General features: G+C 60.5%; 27 protein-coding genes. 11 read left to right on the top strand and 16 right to left on the bottom strand.

Annotation, left to right across the window (positions count from 1 at the left end; all coding sequences use genetic code 11):
• Window positions 1-32 precede the first annotated feature (32 nt).
• From DARO_RS16925 to DARO_RS16910, 4 genes are all read right to left on the bottom strand, one after another.
• Entirely contained in the window at window positions 33-1,490 is a 1,458-nt protein-coding gene (locus tag DARO_RS16925) for a DEAD/DEAH box helicase (RefSeq protein WP_041225168.1), read from the bottom strand.
• A gap of 176 nt (window positions 1,491-1,666) precedes the next feature.
• Window positions 1,667-2,032, bottom strand: coding sequence for a response regulator (locus tag DARO_RS16920; protein ID WP_011289035.1), 366 nt, complete (start codon window positions 2,030-2,032; stop codon window positions 1,667-1,669).
• A complete protein-coding gene (locus DARO_RS16915; RefSeq protein WP_011289034.1) occupies window positions 2,025-4,562 on the bottom strand; it encodes an ATP-binding protein in 2,538 nt (845 codons plus the stop codon). The genes DARO_RS16920 and DARO_RS16915 overlap by 8 nt, the downstream gene beginning before the upstream one ends.
• 43 nt (window positions 4,563-4,605) lie before the next feature.
• Complete coding sequence (locus tag DARO_RS16910) at window positions 4,606-4,986, bottom strand: lipoprotein (protein ID WP_011289033.1); 381 nt, start codon at window positions 4,984-4,986, stop codon at window positions 4,606-4,608.
• A gap of 92 nt (window positions 4,987-5,078) precedes the next feature.
• On the opposite strand from DARO_RS16910, the gene DARO_RS16905 reads away from it, so the two are divergent.
• The 5 genes from DARO_RS16905 to DARO_RS16885 all read left to right on the top strand — a co-directional run bounded on the left by DARO_RS16905 (window position 5,079) and on the right by DARO_RS16885 (window position 10,625).
• A complete protein-coding gene (locus tag DARO_RS16905; protein WP_011289032.1) occupies window positions 5,079-6,389 on the top strand; it encodes an extracellular solute-binding protein in 1,311 nt (436 codons plus the stop codon).
• Window positions 6,390-7,133, top strand: coding sequence for a glycerophosphodiester phosphodiesterase (gene ugpQ, locus DARO_RS16900; RefSeq protein WP_011289031.1), 744 nt, complete (start codon window positions 6,390-6,392; stop codon window positions 7,131-7,133). It begins immediately after the preceding gene.
• A gap of 64 nt (window positions 7,134-7,197) precedes the next feature.
• Entirely contained in the window at window positions 7,198-7,551 is a 354-nt protein-coding gene (locus DARO_RS16895) for a hypothetical protein (RefSeq protein WP_011289030.1), read from the top strand.
• A 159-nt stretch (window positions 7,552-7,710) separates the two neighbouring features.
• Entirely contained in the window at window positions 7,711-10,326 is a 2,616-nt protein-coding gene (gene alaS / locus DARO_RS16890) for an alanine--tRNA ligase (protein ID WP_011289029.1), read from the top strand.
• Window positions 10,323-10,625 carry a hypothetical protein gene (locus DARO_RS16885; protein ID WP_011289028.1) on the top strand — a complete coding sequence of 101 codons (303 nt, stop codon included), beginning with the start codon at window positions 10,323-10,325 and terminating at the stop codon, window positions 10,623-10,625. Before alaS ends, DARO_RS16885 begins: the two co-directional genes overlap by 4 nt.
• 14 nt (window positions 10,626-10,639) lie before the next feature.
• Here DARO_RS16885 and DARO_RS21920 read toward each other — a convergent pair whose 3' ends face one another.
• The 8 genes from DARO_RS21920 to DARO_RS16845 all read right to left on the bottom strand — a co-directional run bounded on the left by DARO_RS21920 (window position 10,640) and on the right by DARO_RS16845 (window position 17,305).
• Window positions 10,640-11,017: a hypothetical protein gene (locus DARO_RS21920; protein WP_011289027.1), complete on the bottom strand. Its 378-nt coding sequence runs from the start codon at window positions 11,015-11,017 to the stop codon at window positions 10,640-10,642.
• Between the two features lie 84 nt (window positions 11,018-11,101).
• Entirely contained in the window at window positions 11,102-12,355 is a 1,254-nt protein-coding gene (locus DARO_RS16875; protein WP_011289026.1) for an EAL domain-containing protein, read from the bottom strand.
• Between the two features lie 9 nt (window positions 12,356-12,364).
• Entirely contained in the window at window positions 12,365-13,741 is a 1,377-nt protein-coding gene (locus DARO_RS16870) for a phosphomannomutase/phosphoglucomutase (protein WP_011289025.1), read from the bottom strand.
• A gap of 9 nt (window positions 13,742-13,750) precedes the next feature.
• Window positions 13,751-14,707 carry an alpha/beta fold hydrolase gene (locus DARO_RS16865; protein WP_011289024.1) on the bottom strand — a complete coding sequence of 319 codons (957 nt, stop codon included), beginning with the start codon at window positions 14,705-14,707 and terminating at the stop codon, window positions 13,751-13,753.
• On the bottom strand, window positions 14,704-15,135 hold the full coding sequence (locus DARO_RS16860; protein WP_011289023.1) for a nuclear transport factor 2 family protein: 432 nt from the start codon (window positions 15,133-15,135) through the stop codon (window positions 14,704-14,706). The genes DARO_RS16865 and DARO_RS16860 overlap by 4 nt, the downstream gene beginning before the upstream one ends.
• The gene (waaF, locus tag DARO_RS16855) at window positions 15,132-16,145 is read right to left on the bottom strand and encodes a lipopolysaccharide heptosyltransferase II (RefSeq protein ID WP_011289022.1); all 1,014 of its coding nucleotides are present in this window, start codon (window positions 16,143-16,145) and stop codon (window positions 15,132-15,134) included. Before waaF ends, DARO_RS16860 begins: the two co-directional genes overlap by 4 nt.
• 36 nt (window positions 16,146-16,181) lie before the next feature.
• On the bottom strand, window positions 16,182-16,370 hold the full coding sequence (locus tag DARO_RS16850; protein WP_011289021.1) for a zinc-finger domain-containing protein: 189 nt from the start codon (window positions 16,368-16,370) through the stop codon (window positions 16,182-16,184).
• Between the two features lie 14 nt (window positions 16,371-16,384).
• A complete protein-coding gene (locus DARO_RS16845) occupies window positions 16,385-17,305 on the bottom strand; it encodes a branched-chain amino acid transaminase (RefSeq protein ID WP_011289020.1) in 921 nt (306 codons plus the stop codon).
• 83 nt (window positions 17,306-17,388) lie between these two features.
• Between DARO_RS16845 and DARO_RS16840 the strand changes: the two genes are divergently transcribed.
• The 3 genes from DARO_RS16840 to mnmA are packed head-to-tail and all read left to right on the top strand — an operon-like array spanning window position 17,389 to window position 19,488.
• Window positions 17,389-17,844, top strand: coding sequence for an NUDIX hydrolase (locus tag DARO_RS16840; RefSeq protein ID WP_011289019.1), 456 nt, complete (start codon window positions 17,389-17,391; stop codon window positions 17,842-17,844).
• Entirely contained in the window at window positions 17,844-18,398 is a 555-nt protein-coding gene (locus tag DARO_RS16835; protein WP_011289018.1) for a hypothetical protein, read from the top strand. The genes DARO_RS16840 and DARO_RS16835 overlap by 1 nt, the downstream gene beginning before the upstream one ends.
• Window positions 18,391-19,488 (top strand): tRNA 2-thiouridine(34) synthase MnmA, encoded by a 1,098-nt coding sequence (gene mnmA, locus DARO_RS16830; RefSeq protein WP_011289017.1) that lies wholly within the window; start codon window positions 18,391-18,393, stop codon window positions 19,486-19,488. Before DARO_RS16835 ends, mnmA begins: the two co-directional genes overlap by 8 nt.
• A 5-nt stretch (window positions 19,489-19,493) precedes the next feature.
• Here mnmA and DARO_RS16825 read toward each other — a convergent pair whose 3' ends face one another.
• Both DARO_RS16825 and DARO_RS16820 read right to left on the bottom strand, forming a co-directional pair.
• On the bottom strand, window positions 19,494-20,102 hold the full coding sequence (locus tag DARO_RS16825; protein WP_011289016.1) for an HD domain-containing phosphohydrolase: 609 nt from the start codon (window positions 20,100-20,102) through the stop codon (window positions 19,494-19,496).
• 117 nt (window positions 20,103-20,219) lie between these two features.
• On the bottom strand, window positions 20,220-20,828 hold the full coding sequence (locus DARO_RS16820) for a glutathione S-transferase (RefSeq protein ID WP_011289015.1): 609 nt from the start codon (window positions 20,826-20,828) through the stop codon (window positions 20,220-20,222).
• Between the two features lie 94 nt (window positions 20,829-20,922).
• Here DARO_RS16820 and purB point away from each other — a divergent pair, with 94 nt between their 5' ends.
• The 3 genes from purB to DARO_RS16805 are packed head-to-tail and all read left to right on the top strand — an operon-like array spanning window position 20,923 to window position 22,887.
• The gene (gene purB, locus DARO_RS16815; protein ID WP_011289014.1) at window positions 20,923-22,290 is read left to right on the top strand and encodes an adenylosuccinate lyase; all 1,368 of its coding nucleotides are present in this window, start codon (window positions 20,923-20,925) and stop codon (window positions 22,288-22,290) included.
• Window positions 22,291-22,293: 3 nt separating this feature from the next.
• Window positions 22,294-22,569, top strand: coding sequence for a zinc ribbon domain-containing protein (locus tag DARO_RS16810; RefSeq protein ID WP_011289013.1), 276 nt, complete (start codon window positions 22,294-22,296; stop codon window positions 22,567-22,569).
• Window positions 22,570-22,887 (top strand): DUF2322 family protein, encoded by a 318-nt coding sequence (locus tag DARO_RS16805; protein WP_011289012.1) that lies wholly within the window; start codon window positions 22,570-22,572, stop codon window positions 22,885-22,887.
• Window positions 22,888-22,922: 35 nt separating this feature from the next.
• Here DARO_RS16805 and DARO_RS16800 read toward each other — a convergent pair whose 3' ends face one another.
• Complete coding sequence (locus DARO_RS16800) at window positions 22,923-24,011, bottom strand: HD domain-containing phosphohydrolase (RefSeq protein WP_011289011.1); 1,089 nt, start codon at window positions 24,009-24,011, stop codon at window positions 22,923-22,925.
• Window positions 24,008-26,578, bottom strand: a complete 2,571-nt coding sequence (locus tag DARO_RS21915) for an ATP-binding protein (RefSeq protein WP_011289010.1) — start codon at window positions 26,576-26,578, stop codon at window positions 24,008-24,010. The genes DARO_RS16800 and DARO_RS21915 overlap by 4 nt, the downstream gene beginning before the upstream one ends.
• Window positions 26,579-26,612 lie beyond the last annotated feature (34 nt).

Raw genomic sequence — 26,612 nt, 5'->3', positions numbered from 1 at the left:
GCCATTTTTATTGGGTGAATGAAGAGACCGGGTTACTTGCGCCCAAGCCCGCCAAGCAGCGCGGCAACGACCCGCTTCGGCTTGTGCGGATCGACCTTCGAGGGGGCTTGCGGTGAGTCAGGCACTTCACCGCGTGGCGAGTTGTCTTCGTAGGGCTTGCTGAAGTCGAAACCATCGGCGGCAATCATCGGATTACGGCGCGGCGGGCGGCGGTCACGATCACCCCGATCCGGCCGTTCGGAGCGCTCGGAGCGTTCCGGACGTTCTGGGCGGTGGGCAACGGGGGCCTTTGCCGGCGGTGCCGCCGAACGCTTGCGCTTGTTGCCCGGAGGGTATTCGTATTCCGGCTCCGGTTCGAAACCGGCAACTTCAACCTGTTCGATCGGGCGCTTGATCAGTTTTTCAATATCGACCAGGTAGCAGACCTCGTGCGCGCTGACCAGCGAAATGGCATTGCCCTTCTTGCCGGCGCGGCCAGTGCGGCCGATGCGGTGCACGTAGTCTTCCGGGGTGTGCGGCAGTTCGTAATTGATGACGTAGGGCAGGTCGTCAACGTCCAGGCCACGGGCCGCGACATCGGTGGCGATCAGGGCATCGGTTTCGCCGCCCTTGAAGGCTTCGAGCGCCTTGATGCGTTCAAGCTGGCTCTTGTCACCGTGGATGGCATCGGCCTTGATGCCGGCGCGTTGCAGTTCGCGGGTCAGGCGCGAGCAGCCCTGCTTGGTGCGACAGAAGACGATGCACTGGCGGATTTCGCCAGACTTCAGCAGCTTGGTCAGCAGGCCGCGCTTGCCGTATTCGGAGACCGGATGGACGCGGTGGGTGATGGTGTCGGAGACCTGATTGCGCCGAGCGACCTCGATCAGGATCGGCGACTTCAGCATGGTGTCGGCCAGCTTCTTGATTTCTTCCGAGAAGGTGGCAGAGAACAGCAGGCTCTGGCGCTGGGCCGGCAGCATGTTGAGGATGCGCGTGACGTCCGGGACGAAGCCCATGTCGAGCATGCGGTCGGCTTCGTCGAGGACCAGGGCCTGAACGGAATTGAAGCTGACGCTCTTGTTTTCGACGTGATCAAGCAGGCGGCCGGGGGTGGCGACGAGAATTTCGACGCCCTTTTTCAGTTCGGCGATCTGTGGCCGGATATCGACGCCGCCATAGGCGCACATCGCACGGATCGGCGTGTGCTTGCTGTAGGTCTTGACCGACTCGAAGACCTGCATGGCCAGTTCGCGGGTCGGCGCCAGGATCAGGGCTCGCACTGGATGCTTGGCCGGCGACGGGCTGCTGCTGGCAAAGGGCAGGATGCGCTGCAGGATGGGCAACGTGAAGGCCGCTGTCTTGCCGGTGCCGGTCTGGGCGCCGCCCATGATGTCCTTGCCGGAAATGACGAGGGGGATGGCCTGGGCCTGAATCGGCGTCGGCTTCGTATAGCCCTCGTCGAGCACGGCGCGCAGGAGTTCAGGCGCCAGGCCGAGGTCGGCAAAGGTGATTTCAGGCACTGCGTCGGCAGCGATGATGATGGCGTTCTCGCCAGCTAAGGTATTGATTTCAGACATGGGGCAGGATTATACGCCTACCGGGAGCCGATCACCCGGATATGTCCGGCCGCCTCCACGTTGCTAGTCCGGATTACGTTGCCCTGCCTGCTTGAGAGGTGAATTGCTGCTTACAGGCTTCCGGTAAGGGTTTCAAGCGCCTGGATGCTGATTGGTTTGACCAGAATGTCGTCGAAGCCGGCGGCAAGGAGTCGTTCCCTGTCTTCCTGGAAGGCGTGGGCTGTGTAGGCGATGATTTTCAGGGCACTGCCGGATGGGGTTGCCCGCAATCTGGCACAGGTCTCTTCGCCGGATAGTCCAGGCATGCTGATGTCGAGCAGTACGAGCCGGAAGGGCTTTTGGGTGGCCAGGTCGAGCGCCATACTGCCATTCACGGCATCCGATACGATCCAGCCCAGTCGCTTGAGCAATGCAGAGGCGAGCAGACGATTGGTCGGGTGGTCGTCAACGATCAGGGCATGCCGTTGTTCAGTCATCCGTGGTGTCCTGGGGCAGATAAACGGTGAAGGTCGAACCGACGCCAACTGCCGATTCAAGCGTCACGCGCCCGCCCATGTGCTCAGCCAACTGCCTGACCAGCGACAAACCCAAGCCGGTGCCACCATGTTCGCGAGTCAGGAAGCTTTCGAGCTGCTTGAATTTTTCGAAGACCATATCGAGGCTTTCGGGCGGAATGCCGGCGCCAGTATCGCTAACCGCAAAGGCAATTTCCTGGCCGGCCGGTCTGACCGTTAGTGAAATCTTGCCCTGCTCGGTAAATTTGACAGCGTTGCTCAGCAAGTTGTTCAGTATCTGGCGCAGACGAAGGGGGTCGGTGACCAGTTGTTCAGGCAGGCCTTCTGCCACGTTCAGATCAAAACCCAGGCCCTTGGCTGTGGCTGTGACCTGGTGTCCCGCCACGCACTCTGAAACAAGGCCGGCCAGCGGCGTCGGAACCCGCTTGAAAAGCATTTCACCTGCTTCGATTTTGGCCAGATCGAGGATCTCGTTGACCAGGTTGAGCAGGTGTTCGCCACTTTGCTGAATCACCGTGGCGTATTCCTGATGGGAAGGATTGTCGAGTTCGTATTTCAACAGCTCGGCAAAACCGAGAATACCGTTAAGCGGCGTGCGCAATTCGTGAGACATGGTGGCCAGAAAGGCCGATTTCTGCCGACTGGCCTCTTCGGCTTTTTCCCGGGCATCGTCCAGCCGCTTGAAGGAATCCTGAACCGAGTCGGCCATCCGGTTGAACGAGGCGGCGAGTTCGCCCATCTCATCCGAAGAGCGGGCGTCCAGCCGACGTTTGAGGTCGCCTTCCTGGAAGGCGTGGATGCCGGAAATCATGCCGGTTATCCGCCGGGTCAGCAGGCCGGCCATCCACACGGCGATGGCGATCACGAGGCCGATCATCAGCAGCGTGGAGGTCCACAGGCCGATTGCCGTCGAGGTCAGACTCTGCGCAACTTGTTCCAGCAATTCACGGCGCCGAGTCTTGAAGTCGGTATCCTTTTTCTCGAGCAGCGTATTGATTTGAGCGGCGGTGTCGGTGGCTGCCTTGTGGAACTCGTCGACATTGGCACCGATGGTGACGAAACCGAAACCCTGTGGAGTGTTGCCATATTGCCCGGTGTAATAGGGGATTGCCGCGGCGGTAGTCAGTTTCCAGAGGCCGGAGAAAAAAATCACGAAGGAACCGGAACCACCGTGTTCGGTCACGGCATTCCAGCCGTCGCACTGTGGCGAAAAATTCAGGTAACGGCAGTCGAGGCCGACCGTGCCGGCTTTGACCAGGGCCTTGGCAGGTTTACGTTTCAGGTTCTGGTCGCGGAAAGGTGGAATGCCGGCCAGGAATTCATCGGATGGCTTGCCGCTGGCCTGCCACTCGGCATAAAGATCCTCGTCCATCCAAGGGGTGGCGGGGCGCCCGGTCAGGGGGTCGTAGCCGACGATCATGTAGTCACGGGGGTGTGAAATCGAGCGGCTCTTGTAATCCCAGATGAAGGCGTAATTGCCCTTGATGGCATCGGCGATCGGCGTGTAACGATCTTCGGTGGGCATCAGGCGGTCGGAGAACTCGCGGATGTGATCGTGATCCAGGGCCAGCGTGATATAACCGACGGTCTGGCCACCCTTGGTCACCGGCATCGCCCAGCGGACGATGCCGCGGAAGCGTTTGCCCACGGGGTTTTCGGTGCCGGCATAGGCCGATTCTTCCGGCTTGAAGGGCTTGCCGGCCTTTTCGAGCGCGGCGGGCAGATAGGGGCCGATGGCCTGTGTTGGTACATAGGCCCCGATGACATCGGAGACATAAATCTGACCAGGCTTCAGCTTTTTCAGGTCGGCAAAGTAGCTTTCAGCCTTGCTGAAGGTATTGCCCCGATCGCCGATGTTTCTCAGACCTTTCTCGGTCAGTGTCCCGCTGGTGACCTTGATCTTTTCGTTGCCGTCGAGATCAACGTAGGTCATTTCGACGAACAGCGGCCGTTGTTCGGCCTCGCCGAAATACTCTGGCGGTCGGGCGTGGAAGTCCTTGGCGTTGTCCGGCAAGACCGGGCGGGTCACCTTGGCTTCGCGGACTACGGGCTTCTCCGGAACCCAGGATTTGCCGTCTTCGGCCAGCTTCCAGGGACCGTGCTGATAGATCAGGCGACGCCGTTCGTTGAGGAAGCGGCGGAAAGCTGCTTCCGATGGTTCCAGATCGGCAGCCTGCCGGATGTCGTTGTCGCGGTCATAGAGAAAGCTGGCGATTTCCTTGGCCGTGTCAGTGGTCAAGGCCTCGATGGCCTCGCGGGAGCGCAGGTCGAGGGCGCGGATAGAATCGTCGGTGACCGTCTTGCCGATCGACTTGGTGGTGGTCAGCATGGCGTCAGCCATGCCGCCAGCCTTGACCGAAACCTCTTCTCCGAGCTGGCTGATGGCGTACCAGGCAAACCAGGCAAGCAATACCAGCGGGACCACCTTGATCAGGACGAAAATGGCAATCAGCTTGCCGCGTATTCCGCTGAGAAAGGCTGGTGGTTTCATTTGTCTCCTTGCCTGTTCCGCCTAGTCCGCCTGTCCGGTGAACTCAGTGTTTCTCAGGTTTCTTTTCGGTATCAGCCTTGGCTTCGGTCTCGCTAGCAGCTTGTTGGGCAGCCTTTTTCTTCTTGCTGCCCGGGGCTTCCGGGGGGGGCAATTGCGGAACGATGGTTTCCAGCTTGTTTTCCCGCATGTACTCGTCCATTTCACGCCATCCGGCATAAATGCCTGCCTTGGGTAGCCAGCCATAGATCGAATAGCAATCCTCGATGGCGCGGCCGGATTGCCGGCAGGCGCTGCCGACTGCCTTGGCTTCCGGTTCCATGCGGGCTTCCTTCTTGGCCGGGTCTTCCAGTCCGAGCTTCTGGCCGACCTGGTCGCAAGCGGTCAGGCCAAGGGCGAAAAGAATGAGAAAGATGGGCTTGTTCATGTCTGGATTTTCGCATATTTGGAAGAAATGTGGCGCGCCCTTCCGATTGGGCGGCAGTTATAATTTGCGCTTTCGAGATTTCTGGAGCACCCATGTCGCATCGTCTTCGTCCTGCTTTCGTCATCATCACGCTGGCTCTGGCCTGTTCTTCTGCCCTGGCCGCCAAGCCTGCCAAGTCGGCAAAGCCTGCTGCAAAGCCGGTTCACGCTCCGGCGCCTGCTGCCGACTTCGAGTTGGCCCATAATCTTGGCCCGGACGGTGAAGAGCAACTGCAGGCAGTGGTTGATCGTTTCAACAAGGAAAACGGTGGCAACCTGAAATTGGCACGCCTGGAAAAGGGTGAAAAGCCGGCCGGGCTCAACCTGATCCGTCGCTATGACATGAGCGACGTACTGGTTCAACCAAAGGCCTTCGTGCCGCTGTACGAGATGATGACCAAGGCAGGGCAACCGCTTCAGGTTGGCGAGTTGTCGGCGGATCTGAAGTCAGGTGCGGTCGATGCCAAGGGACGCCTGGTCGCTTTGCCGCTGATCTATTCGACGCCGGTTCTGTTCTACAACAAGAATGCTTTCCGCAAGGCGAAGCTGGATCCCGAGCAGCCGCCGAAGACCTGGTTTGAAATGCAGGGCGTACTCGACAAGCTGCAGGACGCTGGTTACACCTGTCCTTACACATCGTCGTGGCCAGTCTGGGTGCACATTGATAACGTCAGTGCCGTGTCTGGTGTGCCGGCAGTCAGCGACAAGGGCACGCTGAGCTTCAACGGCCTGCCGCAGGTCAAGCACGTGGCGATGATGGCGACCTGGACCAAGGCCAATTACTTCAAGCTGTTCGGTCGTCGCAACGAAGCCAGCACCAAGTTCCATGACGGCGAATGCGCAATGATCACGACCGATTCGCGCGAACATATTGATTTCCGTGATGCCAAGGGCGTCGAACTAGGCGTTGCCCCGCTGCCCTATCACGATGATGTTTACGGCGGCCGCCAGAATTCGCTGGCCGATGGGGCGTCGCTGTGGGTTGGTGCGGGCAAGTCGCCTGCGGAGTACAAGCAGGCAGCAAAATTCGTCTCCTTCCTGCTTTCGCCGGAAATGCAGATCGAGATGGTGCGCGTCTATGGCGGGCTGCCGCTGACCGCAGCCGCCCGTGCCGCAGCCCGCAGCAAGCTGCTGCAGGATGGAGACAAGACGCTGGAAGTTGCTTATGCCTCGATGAAAGGCAAGGGGGCTTCGCATGTTCCCCATGTGTCCGATGCCGACCCGGTGCGCATCCTGACCAATGAGGAACTGGAGGCCGTGTGGTCCGACAAGAAGCCCGCCAAGGCTGCACTGGATACGGCGGTTTCCCGCGGTAACGCCATCATGGCAGCCAAGCCGGCCCTGAAGAAGGCGCAGCCCTTCTAAATGAAGCATCCGCTGCCGCGCTGGTTTGCCCATCGCGGTGGCGGCTCGCTGGCACCGGAGAATACGCTGGCCGGTATCCGGCTGGCGGCGCGCTTGGGGTACAAGGCCGTCGAATTTGACGTGATGCTTTCCGGGGACGGTACGCCTGTACTGATTCACGATGAAACGCTGGAGCGGACGACCAACGGCAGCGGGCGGGTTTGCGAGGCCACTGATTCACAGTTGTTTCGGCTTGATGCCGGTAACGGCGAGCCCATTCCCCGGTTTTCCGAAGCGGTGGCGCTGTGTCGGGAATATGGCCTGCTGGCCAATGTCGAGATCAAGCCGGCAACCGGCTTTGAGCGCCAGACGGCGGAGACGGTTGCGCTCATGACAAAGCAACTCTGGCAGGGCGCTGCAATTCAACCGCTGATTTCCTCGTTTTCACTGGAAGCCATCGAGGTGGCACGTGATCTGGCACCGAATATCCCCCGTGGCTTGTTGTTCGAGTCGGTGCCGGATGACTGGTTGCAGGCGATGTCTCGCTGGCAGGCGCTGACGCTGCATTGTTCAGCCAGCCATGTCAGTGACCAGGTGCTGGCCGAAGCGTGCGAGTGTGGTGTGCCGGTGCTTTGTTACACGGTCAACCAGACGGAGCAGGCAAAAGCGCTTTTCGAGCGTGGGGTTAGTGCTGTATTCACTGACCGTCTTGATTTGTTTTCATCAGAAACAAGTGCTTACAAAGGCTTGCAATTAGGCGGCTGATTTTTAACGCCGTTTAACCTCTAATGTCGCTCAGGGAGTTCGCCCTATCTCTGAGGAGGAAATCATGAAGACTATCAAAGCACTTGCCGCTATCGCCATCGTTCTGCCGACCCTGGCTTTTGCCCAGGCCAACACGCCGGGGATCGACCAGCGCCAGGTCAATCAGGAGCGTCGTATCGATCAGGGTATTGCCTCCGGCAGCCTGACCCAGCGTGAAGCCAACCGCCTCGAACGCGGTCAGCAGCATGTCGACAATATGGAGAATCGCGCCAAGTCCGATGGTGTGGTGACCCGTCAGGAGCGGGCCCGGTTGAATCGGGCCCAAAACGTCCAGAGTGACCGTATCTATGCGCAAAAGCATGATCGTCAGCACGATTACAACCACAATGGTCGCGTTGATCGCCCGCTTCGTCGCTAAGCACAGATTGCGTTCCATCCGAAACCCGCCATCGAGCGGGTTTTTTCTTTTTCGGCAGGGCGTTACCTCGCTTTTGACGGCATGAGCCTGCACTGAAGGACGACACTTTCATTTAAAATCGACGGTTTCGAATTCCAACGCCGAAAAGGCCGCCAGCTTATGAAAAGCTCCGAAATCCGCCAGCAGTTCCTCGACTTCTTCGCCTCCAAGGGCCACCAGATCGTTTCTTCCAGTTCGCTGGTGCCGCATGAAGACCCGACCCTGTTGTTCACCAACGCCGGGATGAACCAGTTCAAGGACGTTTTCCTCGGTTTTGACAAGCGCCCCTACAGCCGTGCCACGACCTCGCAGAAATGCGTCCGCGCCGGCGGCAAGCACAACGACCTCGAAAACGTCGGCTACACCGCCCGTCACCACACCTTCTTCGAGATGCTCGGCAATTTCAGTTTCGGCGACTACTTCAAGCGCGATGCCATCAAGTACGCCTGGGAGCTGCTGACCGAGGTCTACAAGCTGCCCAAGGACAAGCTGACCGTCACGGTTTACGCCGAGGATGACGAAGCCTACGACATCTGGACCAAGGAAATCGGCGTGCCGGTCGAGCGCGTCATCCGCATTGGTGACAACAAGGGCGCCCGCTACGCTTCCGACAATTTCTGGATGATGGGCGACACCGGTCCCTGCGGCCCGTGCACGGAAATCTTCTACGACCACGGCGAAAAGTACTGGGGTGGCCCTCCGGGATCGCCGGAAGAAGACGGTGACCGTTTCATCGAAATCTGGAACAACGTTTTCATGCAATTCAACCGCGACGAAGCCGGGGTCATGCATCCGCTGCCCAAGCCGTCCGTCGACACCGGCATGGGCCTGGAGCGTGTTTCCGCCGTGCTGCAGGGCGTGCATGCCAACTACGAGATCGATCTGTTCCAGGCGCTGCTCAAGGCTGCTGCACGCGAAACCAGCGATGCCGATCTCGACAGCCCGTCGCTGAAAGTGCTGGCCGACCATATTCGCGCCTGCTCCTTCCTGCTTGCCGATGGCGTCATTCCGGGCAACGAAGGCCGCGGCTACGTGCTGCGCCGCATCATCCGCCGTGCCATCCGCCACGGCTACAAGCTCGGCGCCCGCGCTGCCTTCTTCCACAAGATGGTGCCCGACCTCGTTGCCGAAATGGGCATGGCCTATCCGGAACTGGGCCAGAATCAGGCCAAGATTGTCGCTACATTGAAGCAGGAAGAAGACCGCTTCTTCGAAACCATCGAGCACGGCATGGCCATCCTCGAAGGCGAACTGAAGTCGCTGGGCGAAGGTGGGGTTTTCAACGGCGATACTGCGTTCAAGCTGCACGATACTTACGGCTTCCCGCTCGACCTGACGCAGGACATCTGCCGCGAACACAAGATCACTGTCGATGCCGCCGCCTTCGATGCGGCGATGGCTCGCCAGAAGGAGCAGGCGCGCGCCGCCGGCAAGTTCAAGATGGCGACCAACCTCGAATACGACGGTCCGGCCACGACCTTTCACGGTTACGCCGCGCTGGAATACAAGGCCAACGTGCTCGCCCTGTACAAGGACGGTATTGCAGTCAATCAGCTCAACGAAGGCGAAATGGGTGTCGTCGTCCTTGACGACACGCCGTTCTACGCCGAATCCGGCGGCCAGGTGGGCGACTGCGGCGCCCTGCAGTCGGTGCATGGCATCTTCGCCGTCGAAGATACGCAGAAGATTCAGGCCACCGTCTTCGGCCACCATGGCGTGGTCAAGACCGGCACTATCACGGTTGGCAACGGCGTTGCCGCCAAGGTCGATGTGCAAGCCCGTCAGCGCATCATGCGCAACCACTCGGCGACCCACCTGCTGCACAAGGCGCTGCGCGAAGTGCTCGGCGACCACGTCCAGCAAAAGGGCTCGCAAGTCGATCCGGACAAGACCCGCTTCGACTTCGTTCATAACCAGCCGATGACCGACGAGGAAATCCGCCGCGTCGAGAACATCGTCAATGCCGAAATTCTCGCCAACGTGGCGACCGAAACCCGCGTCCTGCCCATCGCCGAAGCCCAGAAGCTCGGCGCCATGATGCTCTTCGGTGAAAAGTATGGTGACGACGTGCGCGTCCTCGACATCGGTTCCTCGCGCGAACTGTGCGGCGGAACCCATGTTTCGCGCACCGGCGACATCGGCCTGTTCAGCATTACGGCCGAGGGCGGTGTGGCAGCGGGTGTGCGCCGTGTCGAGGCGGTGACTGGCGACAATGCGCTGGCTTATATGCAGGACATGGAAAGCGCGCTTGGCGGTGTCGCCGGCACGCTCAAGGTGCTGCCCAAGGACGTCCATGGCCGCGTGCTGGCCGTGCTCGATCAGGTCAAGAAACTGGAACGCGAACTGGCGGCCCTCAAGGGCAAGCTGGCCTCGGCGCAAGGTGACGACATGCTGTCGAACGCCGTCGACATCAAGGGCGCCAAGGTGCTGGCAGCGACGTTGGAAGGGGCTGACGTCAATGCGCTGCGTGAAACCATGGACAAGCTGAAGGACAAGTTGAAGTCGGCGGCCATCGTGCTCGCCTCTGTCGCAGACGGCAAGGTGACGCTGATTGCTGGCGTGACGGCTGACCTGACCGGCAAGGTCAAGGCCGGCGAACTGGTCAATCTGGTCGCCCAGCAGATCGGCGGCAAGGGCGGCGGTCGTCCGGACATGGCGCAGGCTGGCGGTACGCAGCCGGAAAATCTGCCGGCTGCGCTGGCTTCCGTAGCAGGCTGGGTCGAAGGCAAACTGTGAAAGCTGTCCTCGCACTGATGCTGGTTCTGGCGGCGGGGCAGTGCCTCGCCACTGAACTGGATCGTAGCCCGCTTGATGCGCTGATCACGGATGGCCAGAAGGTCCGGCTCTTCCCGAACGGGCGCTGGGAATTCGTCGATGCGGCGAAGGCAGCCCAGGCGCAGAAGGTCGCCGCCGAGTATCCGGAAAACAAGACCCGCCCAGTCGACGCACAGGGTGGTGTGTTCGGCGTCGGGCGGACCATCATGCCCGGCGACAAGGATTACAACCGGGGTTCGCTCAATCCCAAGCTGCGCTGAGCAGAGCCGGTCGCTTACTCGACGCGCCGCGTCGGGGTGCCGGCCGGCTCGTCAGCCATGCGCACTGCTTCACCTTCGATGATCGTCGCACCCTGCTGTTGAGGCGAGGGCTGGTAAGCCGGGCCATTCGTCGGCTTACCAGTAGCGTCCTGCTGCTGGGCAGACCACTGGCGCTTGATTTCCTGGCGCAATTGGCGAGTACGCCACCACAACCAGCCGCCCAGCGCCAGTCCGACGACCGCGACGACGGCCAGGGCGACCAGCGAAAACATGAAGGCCAGGACCAGGAAAACCGCACTCAGCACGAAGGCGATCAGCTTGGCGAGCGGGCCTTGCGGTGGACGTCCCAGTGCGTTTGGTCCGAATTGTTGATATTGCCGTTCGTTGCCCATGCGTCGTTTCGCGGTAAGTAATGGAACGATTATAGGCGGGCCAAGCTGGCGGCTTGTGGTCCCGCTGTAGCGGTTTTGTAACGCTTATTGCTCGGGTTTTTCCTGGCCGATTTCGTTGGCCCATTGCAGAGCCTGGGTTTGCGCGCGGTTGATGGCTTTCGGGCCAAGACCCGGCAGCTCTGTCAGCGCGGTGGCGAGTTCGGCCAGGTTGCCGTTTTCGCTGCTCTCGGCGATGCGGAGCAGGGCGCCCAAGGGGCCGCTGCCCGCGCACAGCGCGTCGCGAACATCGGTCGCCAGGCCGAGCGGGGCGACGATATCGGCAATCGGCTGTCCGACCAGAACGGGCATCAGCGACATGATGCCCACCATGAAGGCCCGGTCGGCCAGCGCGTTATCGCCCGGGCTCAACTCGCCGGCCAGCAATTCCATCAGGCGACCACGGGTGGCAGCCATCTGCAGCAGCGGATTTTCGGTTGGACTCTGGCCGCCGGAGGCGAAGACCAGCAGTTGCAGCCAGCGCTGCAGTTGGCGCCGACCGAGTACGGTGATGGCGTGCCCCAGCGAAGTAATGCGTTCGGTGCCCCCGGCGCCGACCGAGTTGGTCATGCGCAGCAGATTGACGGTCAGCCCCGGTTCCGGCTTCAGCGCGGCTTCCAGTTCGCTGGTGTCGGCGTCACCGAGCAGCAGACCCATCAGTTTCATTAACGACAGCTGCGAGTGATCCAGTTTCTTGCCGGCGATGATGGTCGGCTTGGCGAAGTAATAGCCCTGGAACAAGGTGAAGCCCAGCTTCAGGCATTGCTCCATTTGCTCGCGGGAGTCGACTTTTTCGGCCAGCAGCTGCTTGCCCATCGGCTTCAGCTTCATGACCAGTTGCATCAGCTGGACGCGGGAAAGCGGCTGGATGTCGACCTTGACGATTTCGACCAGGGCCAGCAATTCGGCGAACTGTGGTTCCAGCTGGATGACGTCGTCGAGGGCCAGCGTGAAGCCGGCGGCTTTCAGGGCCTTGCAGCGTTCGATAACGGCATCGCTCGGTGGCACGGTTTCCAGAATTTCCAGCACCACAGCGTGGCGCGGCAGTAACTCGAGCATATCGCTGAACAGGAACTGCTCATCGACGTTGATGAAGCCGCGATGCTGGCCGAGGGCCGCCTCGATGCCAAGTTCAGTGAACGCATTGGCAATGACGGTAGCCGTTGCCTGAACGCCATCGGTGACCTCGGCAAAGTTGCGACTGCCATTGCGGAACAGCAGTTCGTATGCGTGCAGCCGCTGTTCTCGGTCCAGAATGGCCTGTCTTCCGAGAAAAAGCTGGTCGGCGGCGGCTTCGTTCACGACAACTCCTTAGAAGGGTAACTGGATGCCTGGCCAGATGGCGTTGAGCGACTGACGGAAAGCGCGCTGGATGCGTTCCAGGGCGGCAGCGTTGTCGGCTTCGAAACGCAGCACGACGACTGGCGTGGTGTTCGACGGGCGGGCTAGCCCGAAGCCGTCAGAATATTCCACCCGCACACCGTCAATCGTGATGATTTCCTCGGCGCCGTCAAACTTGCCCTCGGTTTTCAGCTTGTCGATCAGCGCGAAGGGTTCGCCTTCGGCCATCTTGATGTTCAGTTCCGGGGTTGACGGGGCATTGGGCAGATTTTTCAGGATCGGGTTGGCATCGGCCGCCCGGCTCAGGATTTCCAGCAGGCGGGCACCGGTGTACAGGCCGTCATCGAAGCCGTACCAACGTTCCTTGAAGAAGGTGTGACCGGACATTTCGCCAGCCAGCGGGGCGCCGGTTTCCTTCAACTTGGCCTTGACCAGTGCGTGGCCGGTGTTCCACATCAGCGGCACGCCGCCATGTTGTTTGATCCACGGTGCCAGTAGGCGAGTACATTTGACGTCGTAGATGATCTGGCCGCCCGGTACACGGGACAGCACGTCGGCCGCGAAGAGCATCAGCTGGCGGTCCGGGAAGATGATCTCGCCATCCTTGGTGACGACGCCCAGTCGATCGCCGTCGCCGTCGAAGGCGATGCCGATCTCGGCATCGGTTTCCTTGAGTGCCTTGATCACATCGGCCAGGTTTTCCGGCTTCGACGGATCAGGATGGTGATTCGGGAAATTGCCGTCTACTTCACAGAACAGCGGGACGATTTCGCAGCCGAGGCGCTTGAACAGTTCCGGGGCGATCACGCCGGCCACACCGTTGCCGCAATCCATGACGATCTTCATCGGGCGGGCCAGCTTGACGTCGCCGACGATTCTTTCAACATAGGCCGGCAGCACGTTGGCGCTACGACGTTCGCCCTTGCCGTGCTTCAGATTGCCGGTTTCGGCACGTTTTTTCAGGTCCTGTATCGCATCGAGGGCCAGTGTGGTGCCGCCGATCACCATTTTCAGGCCGTTGTAGTCCGGCGGATTATGGCTGCCGGTGACCGAAACGCAGGAGTTGCAGCCAAGTTCGTAGGCGGCGAAGTAGGTGACCGGGGTTGGTACGCAGCCCACGTCGATGGCGTCAACGCCGGCGGCGCATATTCCCTCCATCAGCGCACAGGCCAGTTCGGGGCCGGACAGGCGGCCATCACGACCGACGGCGATCGCCTTCTGGCCCTGCTCGGCAGCCAGAGAGCCGAGTGCATGACCAATCTGGCGGACGACATCGGCGGTCAGGGTCTTGTTGACGATGCCACGAATGTCGTAGGCCTTGAATATCTCAGCGGGGAGTTGGCGCATGGTGTTTGGCTAAGTTGTTTCGCAAGTGAAGAAGTGTAAGAGTCTTTGCGGAAGCCAGTCCAGGTTTCCCGGGAAACTGCCGCTGACGAAGCCGACGTGGCCGCCGGTGGCCGGCTGTTCCAGTCTGACGCACGCGCTGACATCGGCGGGCGTGGGCAAGTGGCTGGCTGGCAGGAATGGATCATTTTTCGGGTTCACCACCAACGCCGGTACCGCGATGGATTTCAACCAGGGTTTGGCCGAAGCGCGCTGCCAATAATCATCGGCGCCAGCAAAGCCATGGATCGGGGCGGTTACCGCATCATCGAACTGATAAAGATTGCCCGCCTTTTGCATCAGCGCGGCATCGAAGAGGCCAGGAAACAGCCGGAGACGGGCCGCTGAGCGTTCTTTCAGCGTATTCAGGAAATGCTGCGTATAGATGCGATTGAAGCCGCGAGCCAGATGGTGGCCGCAGGCGGTGAGGTCGAGCGGCGGGCAAAAGGCGGCGACGCCGGTGACCAGTTCGGTGGCTGACGTACCGCGTTCCCCGGCCCATTTGAGCAAGGCATTGCCGCCCAGTGAAACCCCTGCGGCGTGCAGGCGGCGCTCGTAGTTACCCGTACGCAGGCGGCGCAGGATCCAGTCGATTTCCTCGGAATCGCCCGAATGGTACGCGCGGGGACGGCGGTTCAGTTCGCCCGAGCAGCCGCGGAAGTGGGGCAGTGCCAGGCGCCAGCCGGCTTGCATGCAGGCGTGGACGGTTGAAATGGCGTAATGGCTGCGGGCACTGCCTTCCAGTCCGTGGAAAAGGACCAGCAGCGGCGCATCGGCCGGGCCGTCAAGGTGGTCGACGTCGATGAAATCGCCATCCGGTGTGTCCCAGCGCTCGCGGCGCAGCTCGATTGGCTTTGGCTTGATTAACAGCGGCCAGAGGGTTTGTGCCTGGCCGCCGGGCAGCCAGCTCGGCGCTTTGTAGGGGCTCAATGCAAGGTGTGCGGCACGGCTTCGGCCATTGCCTGATGACTGTCATCCGCCGCGGAGGCATGCCGGCTGACCATTCGCCAGCCATGGGCGCCGCGCACATAAACGTGGGTAACATGCAGCGGGCCGTGCGGGCTGGGGTCGTCCCCGACAAACAGGGTTTCCGTCAGGTGGTGGATGGCCATCACCGTTCCCTGCCAATGGGTGACGAGTTCGGGTTGAACATGGATTTTTGCGTTGGCAAAGATACTGCGCCAGCTTTCCCGGATCGGAGCCTCGCCAAGCAGGCGGACGCCGGTTGGGTGAACGCAGACGGTTTCTTCGTCCTCGGCCCAGACCAGCATCAGCAGGTCGGCATCACCACGGGCGATGGCTTCGTAGAAAGCGTGCTCGACGTCGTCGGGCGAGGCGAAATTGGCTGGCTTGCTCATCGCGAGATCCATTTCTGGCAGGCGGCGAAAACCTGTTCGGGGGACAGTTTGTTCAGGCAGTCGAGATGGCCGAGCGGACATTCACGCTTGAAGCAGGGGCTGCAGTCGAGTTGCAGGCTGAGGATGTCGGCCTTGTCGGAGAGCGGCGGCGTGAAACCCGGTGACGACGAACCATACAGCGCGACGATCGGCCGGTCGAGCGCGGCGGCAACGTGCATCAGGCCGGAGTCGTTGCAGACGACCAGTTCGGCCATGGCCTGCAGGTCGATGGCCTGGGTTAGCGAAGTGGCGCCGCACAGGTTGCGGCAGAGGCCTGGGGCAAGCAGTGAGATTTCTTCGGCGACGGCGCGGTCTTTCGGCGAACCGAAAAGCCAGATGGAGTGGCCGGTTTCAGCCAGTTGCCTGGCCAGTGCAGCAAAATGGGCTGCTGGCCAGCGCTTGGCCGGGCCGTATTCGGCGCCGGGACAGAAGGCGACGATGCGGGCCGGGCGCTCCAGACCTAGTTCAACCAGCGTTTTTGCCTGATCGGCTGCGCTCGAGCGAATTCTGGGGTGGGCGATCGGCTTGGGTAGCGGCGCGCCCGGTCGTTCGGCCAGCTGGGTAAAGCGCTCAAGCATCAGCGGCAGCGCCTGCTTGTCGAGCGTGTGGCGAACGTTGATCAGGCCAAAGCGGGATTCGCCAGTGAACCCGATGCGTTGTGGAATGCCGGCCATCCACGGCACGAGTGCCGATTTTAGCGAATTGGGCAGGACGTAAACGGTATCGTAATGGCGGGCGGCAAGGTCGCGGGCCAGTCGCCAGCGGGCCTTCAGCGATAGCTGGCCGTGGCCGAACGGGCTGTCGACGACATCGCGGATTTCATCCATTCGCTGCAGGGCAGGGGCTACCCAGCGTGGCGCCAGGGCGTCGAGCTGCAAGCCGGGATGATTGGCGTGCAAGCGCGCGAACAGCGGTTGCGCCATGATCGTGTCGCCAATCCAGGAGGGGGCGACGATGAGGGCCTTGTTCATGCAAAAGTGGCGGGCTTGCGACCCGCCACCCGGTGATTAGTGATGACCTTTGGGCGCTTCGCCCTTGAAGACATACTTGGTGGAGCAGTACGGGCAGGTTACTTCACCGGTCTTCAGCACGTCGAGGAAAACGCGCGGATGCTGGCTCCACAGCGCAACATTTGGTGTCGGGCAGTGCAGCGGCAGGTCGTGGGCGGTGATTTCAACAGCTTTGTTGTCGGACATCGTTATCTCCCTGATTAGACGGTGGCCAGCCAGTCGGCGTGCGCAGCGGAGCGGCCATAGACCACGTCGAAATACTTTTCCTGCAGCGCCTTGGTGATCGGGCCGCGATGGCCGACACCGATCTGGCGGTTGTCGAGTTCGCGGATCGGCGTCACTTCGGCGGCGGTGCCGGTGAAGAAGGCTTCGTCAGCGCAATAGACTTCGTCGCGCGTGATGCGCTTTTCGATGACCTCGACGCCCATTTCGCTGGCCAGCTGGATCACCGTGGCGCGCGTGATGCCTTCGAGGCAGGCGGTCAGGTCCGGCGTGTACAGCTTGCCGTTCTTGACGATGAAGATGTTTTCACCGGCGCCTTCGCAGACATAGCCTTCCGGATCAAGGAGCAGGGCTTCGTCGTAGCCGTCACCTGTCGCCTCGTTGTTGGCGAGGATGGAATTCATGTAGTTGCCAGAGGCCTTGGCACGCACCATGGTGATGTTCACATGGTGGCGGGTGTAGGACGACGTCTTGATACGGATGCCGCGCTCCATGCCCTCTTCGCCGAGGTAGGCGCCCCACGGCCAGGCAGCGATGATGACGTGCACCTTGGCGCCCTTGGGCGAAACGCCCATCTTTTCCGAGCCGTAGAAGGCGAGCGGACGCAGGTAGCCGGATTCGAGATTGTTGGCGCGGATCACTTCCTTCTGCGCTTCGTTGAGCTCTTCCGCCGAGAAGGGCATTTGCATCTGGAAGATATGGGCCGAACGGAACAGGCGCTCGGTGTGCTCCTTGAGGCGGAAAATCGCCGTGCCGCGTTCGGTCTTGTAAGCACGGACACCCTCGAAGACACCCATGCCGTAGTGCAGGGAGTGCGTGAGGACGTGGGTGGTGGCTTCGCGCCAGGGCACCAGTTTGCCGTCTTGCCAAATAAAGCCGTCGCGATCCGACATGGACATGTTCGATTCTCCGTGTTGCGCCTGTAAAAGCCCATAATTCTAGCCGAAATCAGCAGGTAAAATAACGCTTTTGCCGTTTGAGCATGAGCATGATCTGGAAACCGCATGTCACCGTTGCCGCTGTCGTTCAGCGCGATGGAAAATTCCTGCTGGTCGAGGAAGAAACCGAGGCCGGGCTGGCTTTCAATCAGCCGGCTGGCCACCTTGAAGAGGGGGAGTCGCTGCTCGATGCCGTGGTGCGCGAGGCGCTCGAGGAAACGGCCTATCACTTCAAGCCGACTTATCTGATCGGGGTCTATAACTGGACGCATCCGACCAAGGAGGATACGACCTACCTGCGCTTCGCCTTTGGTGGTGAATTGCGGGGGTACGAGGCCGGGCGACCGCTCGATGACGGCGTCGTGGCGGCCCGCTGGCTGACGCTGGACGAGGTCAAGGCCACCCAGGCCCGCCATCGCAGCCCGCTGATCTTGCGTTGTATCGAAGACCAGATCGCCGGCAAACGTTGCCCGCTCGATTTGCTGGTTCATTACGGCTGATGCGCCACTGGTGGGCCGCGCTGCTGCTTGCATTGGCCGGTTTCGCCGTGGCCGATGAAAGCGTGCGCATCTGCCATGGCTATGGTTGCCTGGTGCAGACGCGGATTCGTTATACCGAAGGCCAGCTTGGCCAGATTCGCCGTATGCTGTTTTCCGCGGTCGACGCGGCTTCGGAGCGGAATGTTCTTGCCGGGGTCATCGGCCGTTTGTACGGCTGGGCTGGCGAGCAGTCGGATATTCATAATGATCGCGGCGGCAACTACGCGGATGACAATGTGTCGGGCAAAATGGATTGCATCGATCACTCGACGTCGACCACGCGTTTGCTGCGCCTGCTGACGGCACGTGGCTATCTGCGCTGGCATCGCGTGCTGGAGCCGGAGGCCAGAAATTTTGCCGGGTTGATTCCGGTGCACTGGTCGGCGGTGATCGAGGAAAAAAGCGATGGTGAGCCGGCGCTCTTCGTCGTCGATAGCTGGTTCGTCGATAATGGACAACCAGCGGTGATTTTGCCGCTGGCTGAATGGAAGAAAGGGGCTGGGCCCGATGTCTAAGAAAACCGTGGTCGTTGGCTTGTCCGGCGGCGTTGATTCGTCGGTTGCGGCGCTGTTGCTGAAGCAGCAGGGCTGGAACGTGATCGGCCTGTTCATGAAGAACTGGGAAGACGATGACACCGAAGAGTACTGCTCGTCGCGCCAGGATCTGATCGACGTGATGAGTGTGGCCGACAAGATCGGCATCGACGTCGAGGTAGTCAATTTCGCCGCCGAGTATCGCGAGCGGGTTTTTGCCGAATTCCTCAGCGAATACCAGGCGGGACGGACGCCGAATCCGGACATCCTGTGCAATTCGGAAATCAAGTTCAAGGCGTTTCTTGATCATGCCATGCAGCTGGGGGCCGAGAAAATCGCCACCGGCCACTACGCCGGCGTCCGCGAATTCGATGGAAAATTCCAGTTGCTGAAGGCCGAAGATGGAACCAAGGACCAGAGCTATTTCCTCTATCGCCTGAATCAGGCGCAGTTGTCGAAGACGCTGTTCCCGCTGGCCGATATTTATAAACGCGACGTGCGCAAGATCGCCGAGGCGGAAGGCCTGCATGTTGCGGCCAAGAAAGATTCGACCGGTATCTGCTTCATCGGTGAGCGGCCGTTCAAGGATTTTCTGTCGCGCTACCTGCCGCCCAAGAAAGGCGAAATCCGTCGTCTGGATGACGGCAAGGTGATGGGCGAACACGATGGCCTGATGTTTCACACGATGGGTCAGCGCAAGGGGCTGCACATCGGTGGCATCAAGGAAAAGGGGCATCCGGGTGGCGGCGATCACGACGCCTGGTTCGTGGCCGGCAAGGATATGGAAAAGAACGTGCTCTATGTCGTTCAGGGTCACGATCACCCAGCCTTGTTGAAGGGCGATCTGGTTGCCGAGCAACTGAGCTGGGTCTCAGGCAATGAACCGCATACACACTGGGTCTATACCGCCAAGCCGCGTTACCGGACCTCGGATCAGCCGTGCGAAGTCGAACGCGTCGATGCCGAAAGCTGCGAAATCCGCTTTGCCGAGCCGCAGTGGGCGCTGACGCCGGGGCAGTCGGTCGTGCTGTATGAAAGCCGGGTCTGTCTCGGCGGCGGCGTTATTCGCTGAGCCACTCAGTCTTCGCTGGCACGACTCGCCGATTTTTCGATGATGGCACCAAAGGCATGGACCAGATCAGGGTCGTGCTTGGTGCCTGATTCGCTGATCAGAATGTCCATCACCGCCTGATGGTCGCGGGCATTTTGGTAGGGACGCCGGGCGATCATTGCATCGTAGCTGTCGACTACCGAGATAATCCGGGCATCCAGGGGTATCTGGCTTCCCGTCAAGCCATCCGGATAGCCTGAGCCATCGAAGTGCTCATGGTGGTGGCGCACCGTGCGGGCGATGCGGCTGGCCCGCCCGCCGTTGATGGCGAGAACGATCTGCTCGCCGATCAGCACGTGCTGCTTCATGCATTCCCATTCGTGCGCCTCGAAGGGCTCCGGTTTGCGCAGCACAATGTCGGGAATGCCAATCTTGCCGAGGTCATGGAAGCGCGCGCCAAGGGAAAGCCTTTCCAATTCCTCGCTGTTCAGGCCGATGTGCTGGCCGAGTTCAGCCGAGAGGTTGACGACGCGATCGCAATGGATGCGGGTGTAGTGGTCTCGCGCGCCGAGCGCCACCGTCAGTGCGTGAGCGATCGTGTCGATCGGTGTGGCGTCGTCGGCCGGGATGATCATGCCGGATATCCTCTTGATTGGATGGGATTAAGAGGAAGACCGCCCAAGTTGGCTTAGGTTCATTTCGGTGAAATGAAGAGGGCGCCAGTGGCGCCCTCTGATTGCCTGAAACCCGGTTTAGTCGTGCGGAATTGTTTCTGCAAAGGCCGGACGCTGCATCAGCTTGTCGTACAGCTTGGCCAGATTCGGGTGAGCCGCATGCCATTCGATGTCCGGGAAGCGGAAGGACAGGTAGCCAAGGGCGGTGCCGACAGCGAGGTCGGCCATGGAAATATGGGTACCCATGCAGAAGGTCTTTTCCGCCAGTTCCTTTGACATGAATTCGAGGCTGCGAGTCACCTTGTCGCGTTGGCGCTCGATCCAGCTGGCGCTCTGCTCCTTCGCCGGGCGCTTGCCTTCAAGAAGGGCGGCGACGGCGGCATCGCATAGACCATCGGCCAGTGCTTCCCAGCGCTTGACCTCGATCCGCTCACGATTCGGTGCCGGGAACAGCTTGTTGTTCGGCGTGACATTGTCGATGTACTCGACAATGACGCGGGAGTCGAAGAGCGGGGTGTCGTCATCCAGTACCAGGACGGGAATCTTGCCCAGCGGGTTGATGTCCGGCACCGAGCTGTCGGCCAGCCACGGGGAGTCGATGACGAATTCGTAATCAATTTTCTTTTCGGCCAGCACGATACGCACTTTGCGTGTGTAGGGGCTGGTATGGGAGCCGATAAGCTTCATCGCGAGCGCTCTGATTTGGGGAGTTCGATTATAGCGTATGGGCAGCGCTTCGTCGGACGGGTAAAATCACCGGCTTACCGAAAAGGATGATCTTATGACCTTCAATCCCTTGACTGCCCTTTCCCCGCTCGACGGCCGCTATGCCGGCAAGGTTGACGCCCTGCGCGAGCATTTTTCCGAATTTGGCCTGATCCGCGCCCGCCTGAAAGTGGAGATCGAATGGCTGAAGGCTTTGTCCGCCGAGTCGCATTTCGCCGAGATCGCTGCCTTCTCGCCCGCTACCGTGGCCGAACTCGATGCGCTGGTCGCCAACTTTGGCCCGACCGAGGCTGCCGAGGTGAAGGCCATCGAAGCGACGACCAACCACGACGTCAAGGCACTCGAGTACTGGATCAAGGACAAGACCAAGAGCAATGTCGAGGTCGTCAAGGTCAGTGAATTCATCCACTTCGCCTGCACCTCCGAGGACATCAACAATCTGTCGCACGCCTTGATGTGCCAGGGCGCCCGCGAGCAGGCCATGCTGCCGATGCTCGACAAGGTTATCGCCAAGCTGACCGAAATGGCGCATGCGCATGCCGAAGTGCCAATGATGAGCCGCACCCACGGCCAGCCGGCGACGCCGTCGACGATGGGCAAGGAAATGGCCAACACGGCTTACCGCCTGCAACGCGCCCGTGCCCGCATCGCCGCGGTCGAACTGCTCGGCAAGATCAACGGTGCGGTCGGCAACTACAATGCCCACCTCGCCGCCTATCCCGGCTACGACTGGGAAGGCTTCGCCAAGCGCTTCGTCGAATCGCTCGGCCTGACCTTCAATCCCTACACCATCCAGATCGAGCCGCACGATGCGCTGGCCGAGCTGTTCGACGCTTTCGCCCGTGCCAACAGCATCCTGGTCGACCTCGACCGTGACGTCTGGGGCTACATCTCCCTTGGTTTCTTCAAGCAGAAGGTCAAGGCTGGGGAAATCGGTTCCTCGACCATGCCGCACAAGGTCAATCCGATCGACTTCGAAAACTCCGAAGGCAATCTCGGCCTGGCCAACGCCATGCTCAAGCATCTGGCCGAAAAACTGCCGATTTCCCGTTGGCAGCGTGATCTGACTGACTCCACCGTGCTTCGTAACATGGGCGTCGGTCTTGGTTATGCGCTGCTTGGCTACGACTCGCTGTTGAAGGGGCTGGGCAAGCTGGAAATCAATGCCGACACGATGAAGGCCGATCTTGATGCCAACTGGGAACTGCTGGCCGAGCCGATCCAGACCGTGATGCGCCGCTACGCCGTGCCAAACGCCTACGAAAAGCTGAAGGAACTGACCCGTGGCACCCGCGTTTCCCGCGAAGGCATGCAGGCTTTTGTCTCGACGCTGGACATTCCGGAAGCTGCCAAGGCCGAACTGCTCAAGCTGACGCCGTGGGATTACACCGGCAAGGCGGCCGAACTGGCCAAGCGGATCTAATCTATGAAATGCAGCAAGTGCGGCCAGGAAGTGCCGGCGGACGCGATCTACTGTCCGCATTGCACCGGTGATCGCAAGACCACGGATCAGGAAGTGATCCGTGGCGCTATCCGGGGAGGGTCGATTGGCCTTTTCCTCGGTTTGCTGCCCATGCTCTGGCTGCTCTATCACTTTGGCGCCGTACGCGGCATCAAGGGGATTGCCTTCGCGGTGCCGATTGCTACCTTTACCACCGGGCTGATCATCGGACTGGTCAAAGCCAAACGGGAATGGAAATAAATGTCTTTTGCTGAAAACTTGAAGAAACTGCCGGGCATCTCGCATCTGGCTGCCATCAATCTGCTCGATACCGAGGGCAACGTCGTTGCCGCCATCGAGAACAAGGCCGGTAGTCAAGGCTCACTGGCGGTCTACAACCATCTGGCACAGACCTACGGCTCGATCAACGTCGAAGCCGCCAAGAAGGGCCTGGAGATCTTTGCCGAGCATACCGAGGATGAACGGGCCAATCCGGGCAAGCATCCGAATATCGCCCGCTTGCTGGCCATCGAGTCAGGTTCGCCGGCGCTGCGCGTCAAACATCTGTTCGCGGTCTGAGCGACTCCACCACCACGACGAGTGTTTGAGGCTGCTTACAGCAGCTTGCACAGCATTTCCTGGATTTTTTGCCGGAACACCTCCTGAATGGACAGGAAATGCTCGATCAGCTGCGGGTCGAATTGAGTGCCGGAGGCGTCGTTGATGATCTGGAGCGCCTCGTCCGGCGAGAAGGCTTTTTTGTACGGGCGCTCGGAAGTCAGTGCGTCGTAGACGTCGATAATCGCCGTGATCCGCCCTTCAATGGGAATATCCTCGCCTTTCAAGCCCTCTGGATAGCCGTTGCCGTCCCAGCGTTCGTGGTGGGTTAGCGCGATGGTTCGCGCCATGCTGGTGACGTCGGCGTCGTAATCACCAAGGATGTCCACACCGTAACGGCAGTGTGTCTTGATGATCTCAAACTCCTCGGGTGTCAGTTTGCCGGGCTTTAGCAGCACCCGGTCAGGGACGCCGATCTTGCCGATATCGTGCATCATCGAGGCATAGCGGATCAGTTCGACATCGCGGCGGGGCAGGCCGACAGCCTGGGCCAGCAGGTAGCAACCGATCGATACACGCAGGATATGGGAACCGGTATCGTTGTCGCGGAACTCCCCGGCCCGGGCCAGGCAGCGCACCAGTTCGAGCTGCGTTTCGACGAGCTGGCCGGTGCGCAGGGTCACCATCTCTTCCAGTCGTTCTGCTTCGTTTTCCCGGTCCTGATAGAGGAAGCGGGCTTCCAGCGCGTTGTGAATCCGGTGAAGCACCTCTTCGTTGTCGAAGGGTTTGACCAGATAGTCGCGAGCCCCGCGGGAAAGCGCGGCAAGGCGCGTTTCTCGCTCGGTCTGGGCGGTCAGTACGATGATCTGCAGGCCTTCCTGGCGAATGGCATCCTGCAGCAAGGTCAGCACGGCGAGGCCGTCGAGGATGGGCATCCTCATGTCGAGCAGGATCAGATCGACTGGCTCGCGGTCGATGTTTTCCAGTACCAGAGTCGGATCAGTGATGCCTTCGACGTGTCGGTAGCCGGCCTCGGCCAGGAAAACTTCAAGCAGCCGGACATTGCTTGGCTGGTCGTCGACGACCAGTATCCGGGCGTTATGGAAGCGTTCGCCCGGGAGCCGGGAAGGCAGAGGGGGGATCATCGTACGATCTCTCTTAGTAAGCGGGCCATTTCTCGGCTCTTGATCGGTTTGAGTTGCCAGTATGGCACTGAATCAATTTGTTTCATGGCCTCGGTGGGGGCGATGCTCAGGGCGATCAGCGGTGGCCAGCCGTCTTTCGGTGGCACGGCAGCGAGCCATGCAGGCAGCCTGGTTTCATCGATGATGATTGCCCGACAGGGCGACTCGTCGAGAATGCTCTGAACGGCGGCCGCATCGTCTGATTCGATCAGCCGAACCTCGCGGAGTGTGCTGGCAACCAGACGCAGCAACTGGGCATCCTCGGCGCTAAGTCCGAACGCCAGCAGACAGGGGGCCGCTGGCGCGGCCAATTCCGGCTGTCGCGTCAGGAATTGGGCTGGTGGTGCTGTCTGGCTTTCGTCGGCAGGGGCAAGACCTTGCTGGCCAGCCGGTACCAGCTCGACCCGGAAGGTCGTGCCGATATTCACGGTGCTCTCGAAGCAGATGCTACCGCCCATCAGCTCGACCAGTCGGCGCGTGATGGCGAGCCCGATGCCTGTGCCTTCACTGTTTTCCAGGCCGAGGCGGTCGAAGGGCTGAAAGACTCGCTGGGCAAGCTCGGGAGGAATTCCCTGGCCGGTGTCGCTGATGTCCAGCCGGATGCCGCTCGGTGTTGCGCCGATGTTGACCTGGACTTCTCCGCCATGGCGGTTGTACTTGATCGCGTTGGAGAGCAGGTTGAGGAGGACTTGCTTCAGGCGCTTGCGGTCAGCAGCAACGGTGGCACTTTCGCTGCCGCTGATCTTCAGGGTGATTTCGCGGTTGCTTGCGAGCGGCTTGATCAGGGCGAGACATTCGTGCAGTACGGATGGGAGGTCAATATCTTCAATCTCGACCTTGAGTTTGCCGGACTCGATCGCTGAGAGGTCGAGAATTTCGTTGATCAGTCCGAGCAAGTGCTGGCCACCGTGCAGGATGTGGTGGACGTATTCCTGCTGCGCATCATTCAGCGGGCTGGCCGCATCTTTCTCCAGCACCCGGGCGAAGCCAAGAATGGCATTGAGCGGGGTGCGCAGTTCATGGCTCATCCGGGCCAGAAATTCGGATTTTGCCTGGCTGCCCTGGTCGGCTGCAATCAGCGCCCGTTTGAGGTTGCTGACATCGGACCAGATGACGACAGTGCCACCCTCGCGCGTATGGCGTTCGGTAATTCGCAGCCAGCTGCCGTTAGCCAGCGGAATTTCACTTGAACCGGCTGCCTGGCGGTGCATCTCCATTCTCGTTGCCAGCCAGTCGTTTCCGCCATCCGTGGTTTGCGGATAAAGTCCTTGCACAGCGATGTCGTGGATAAATTCGCTGAAACTCATGCCAATGCGAATGGTGCTGCTTTCTGGTGAAAAAAGTTCGGCGAAACGCAGGTTGTGGAGAATTAATCTGTCCTCGCCGTCGAATAGCGCGAAAGCGTCGTCCATGGCCTCAATTGCATCCACCAGGCGTTGCTGGAAGCGCTGCAGCTTGATTTCGGCTGCATGGCGGTCGGCAATGTCGCGGAAGGAAATGATGGTCCCTTCGCCGTCGGGCCGCGCTGCCACCGAGTATTCAACCGGAAAGGTGATCGGCTCGGCAGCGTTTGGCTGGGGAATGCCATGGTTGAACCAGCCGTCTGACACCCGTGTAGGGCCTGCACTGGCCAACATTCGGCAAATCGGGCAGCCGGTGCTGCTGGTGATGATTTCCGGATGGTGGTGGCGGCCGACCAGGCTGCTGGCATCGCGCCCCAGCATGGTTGCCGCTGCCCGATTGGCAAAACGGATGTATCCATTGCGGTCGATACCGAACATGCCTTCGTCCGTGGTTTCCAGGATCAGGCGGTTTTCCTCGATGGCATGACGTAGCGCCGTTTCGGATTTTTCCTGCTCTTCGAGGGCGTGCCTGACCTGACGGATCAGCGGGCGCAGGATGCCGAGCCCGGAAAAGGCCAGCAGGCAGAGCGCCGCGACCAGCGCGCAGGCTTGCAGAAAGCGCAGTGCATCGGTCCGCTGTTCGCTTTGCGCCTGATAGAGGCCGACCAGTCGATCCAGATCCGGCAGGACTTGCAAGCTCAAGGCAACCAGTTCTTCTGCAAGCGGACGATATTCCGGCGAGTCGTAGGGAGTGGTGGCCAGTTTCTGACCCAGACTCAGAAAATGCTGCATTTCCGCAATGACCGCGGCGGGGGTCAAAGGGTTGTCTATCTCTTCGTCTTCGGGGTTGTGAAAGCCGTGCCCGCGGGCATCCCTGAGCAACATGTCGTGGATTTGTGCCATGTCATTGATGGCATCGGCTAATTGTTGTGTTTCCTGTGGGGCATTCCGGTGCAGCAATTGGCTGGCGAGCAGACCAATATGCTGGGAAAGCATGCGTCGTCGCCCAGCCAGGTTGATTTCGGCCGCGCCGGCACGGTCGCTGGCGGTCTGACTCTCGAAGATCGCATAGGCGGCAATGGCGACCAGGGCGAGCAGGGTGAATATCCAGAATGAGCGCCGACCCAGTTGATCGACAATCGACTGACTGTACCCTTGCCGATCCTCTTCCCGATATTCGTACATCGTGCACGCTCTTGGTAGATTTGGTGTTGGGACG

Source organism: Dechloromonas aromatica RCB (genome assembly GCF_000012425.1).
This window is presented reverse-complemented; position numbering and strand designations above follow the sequence as displayed.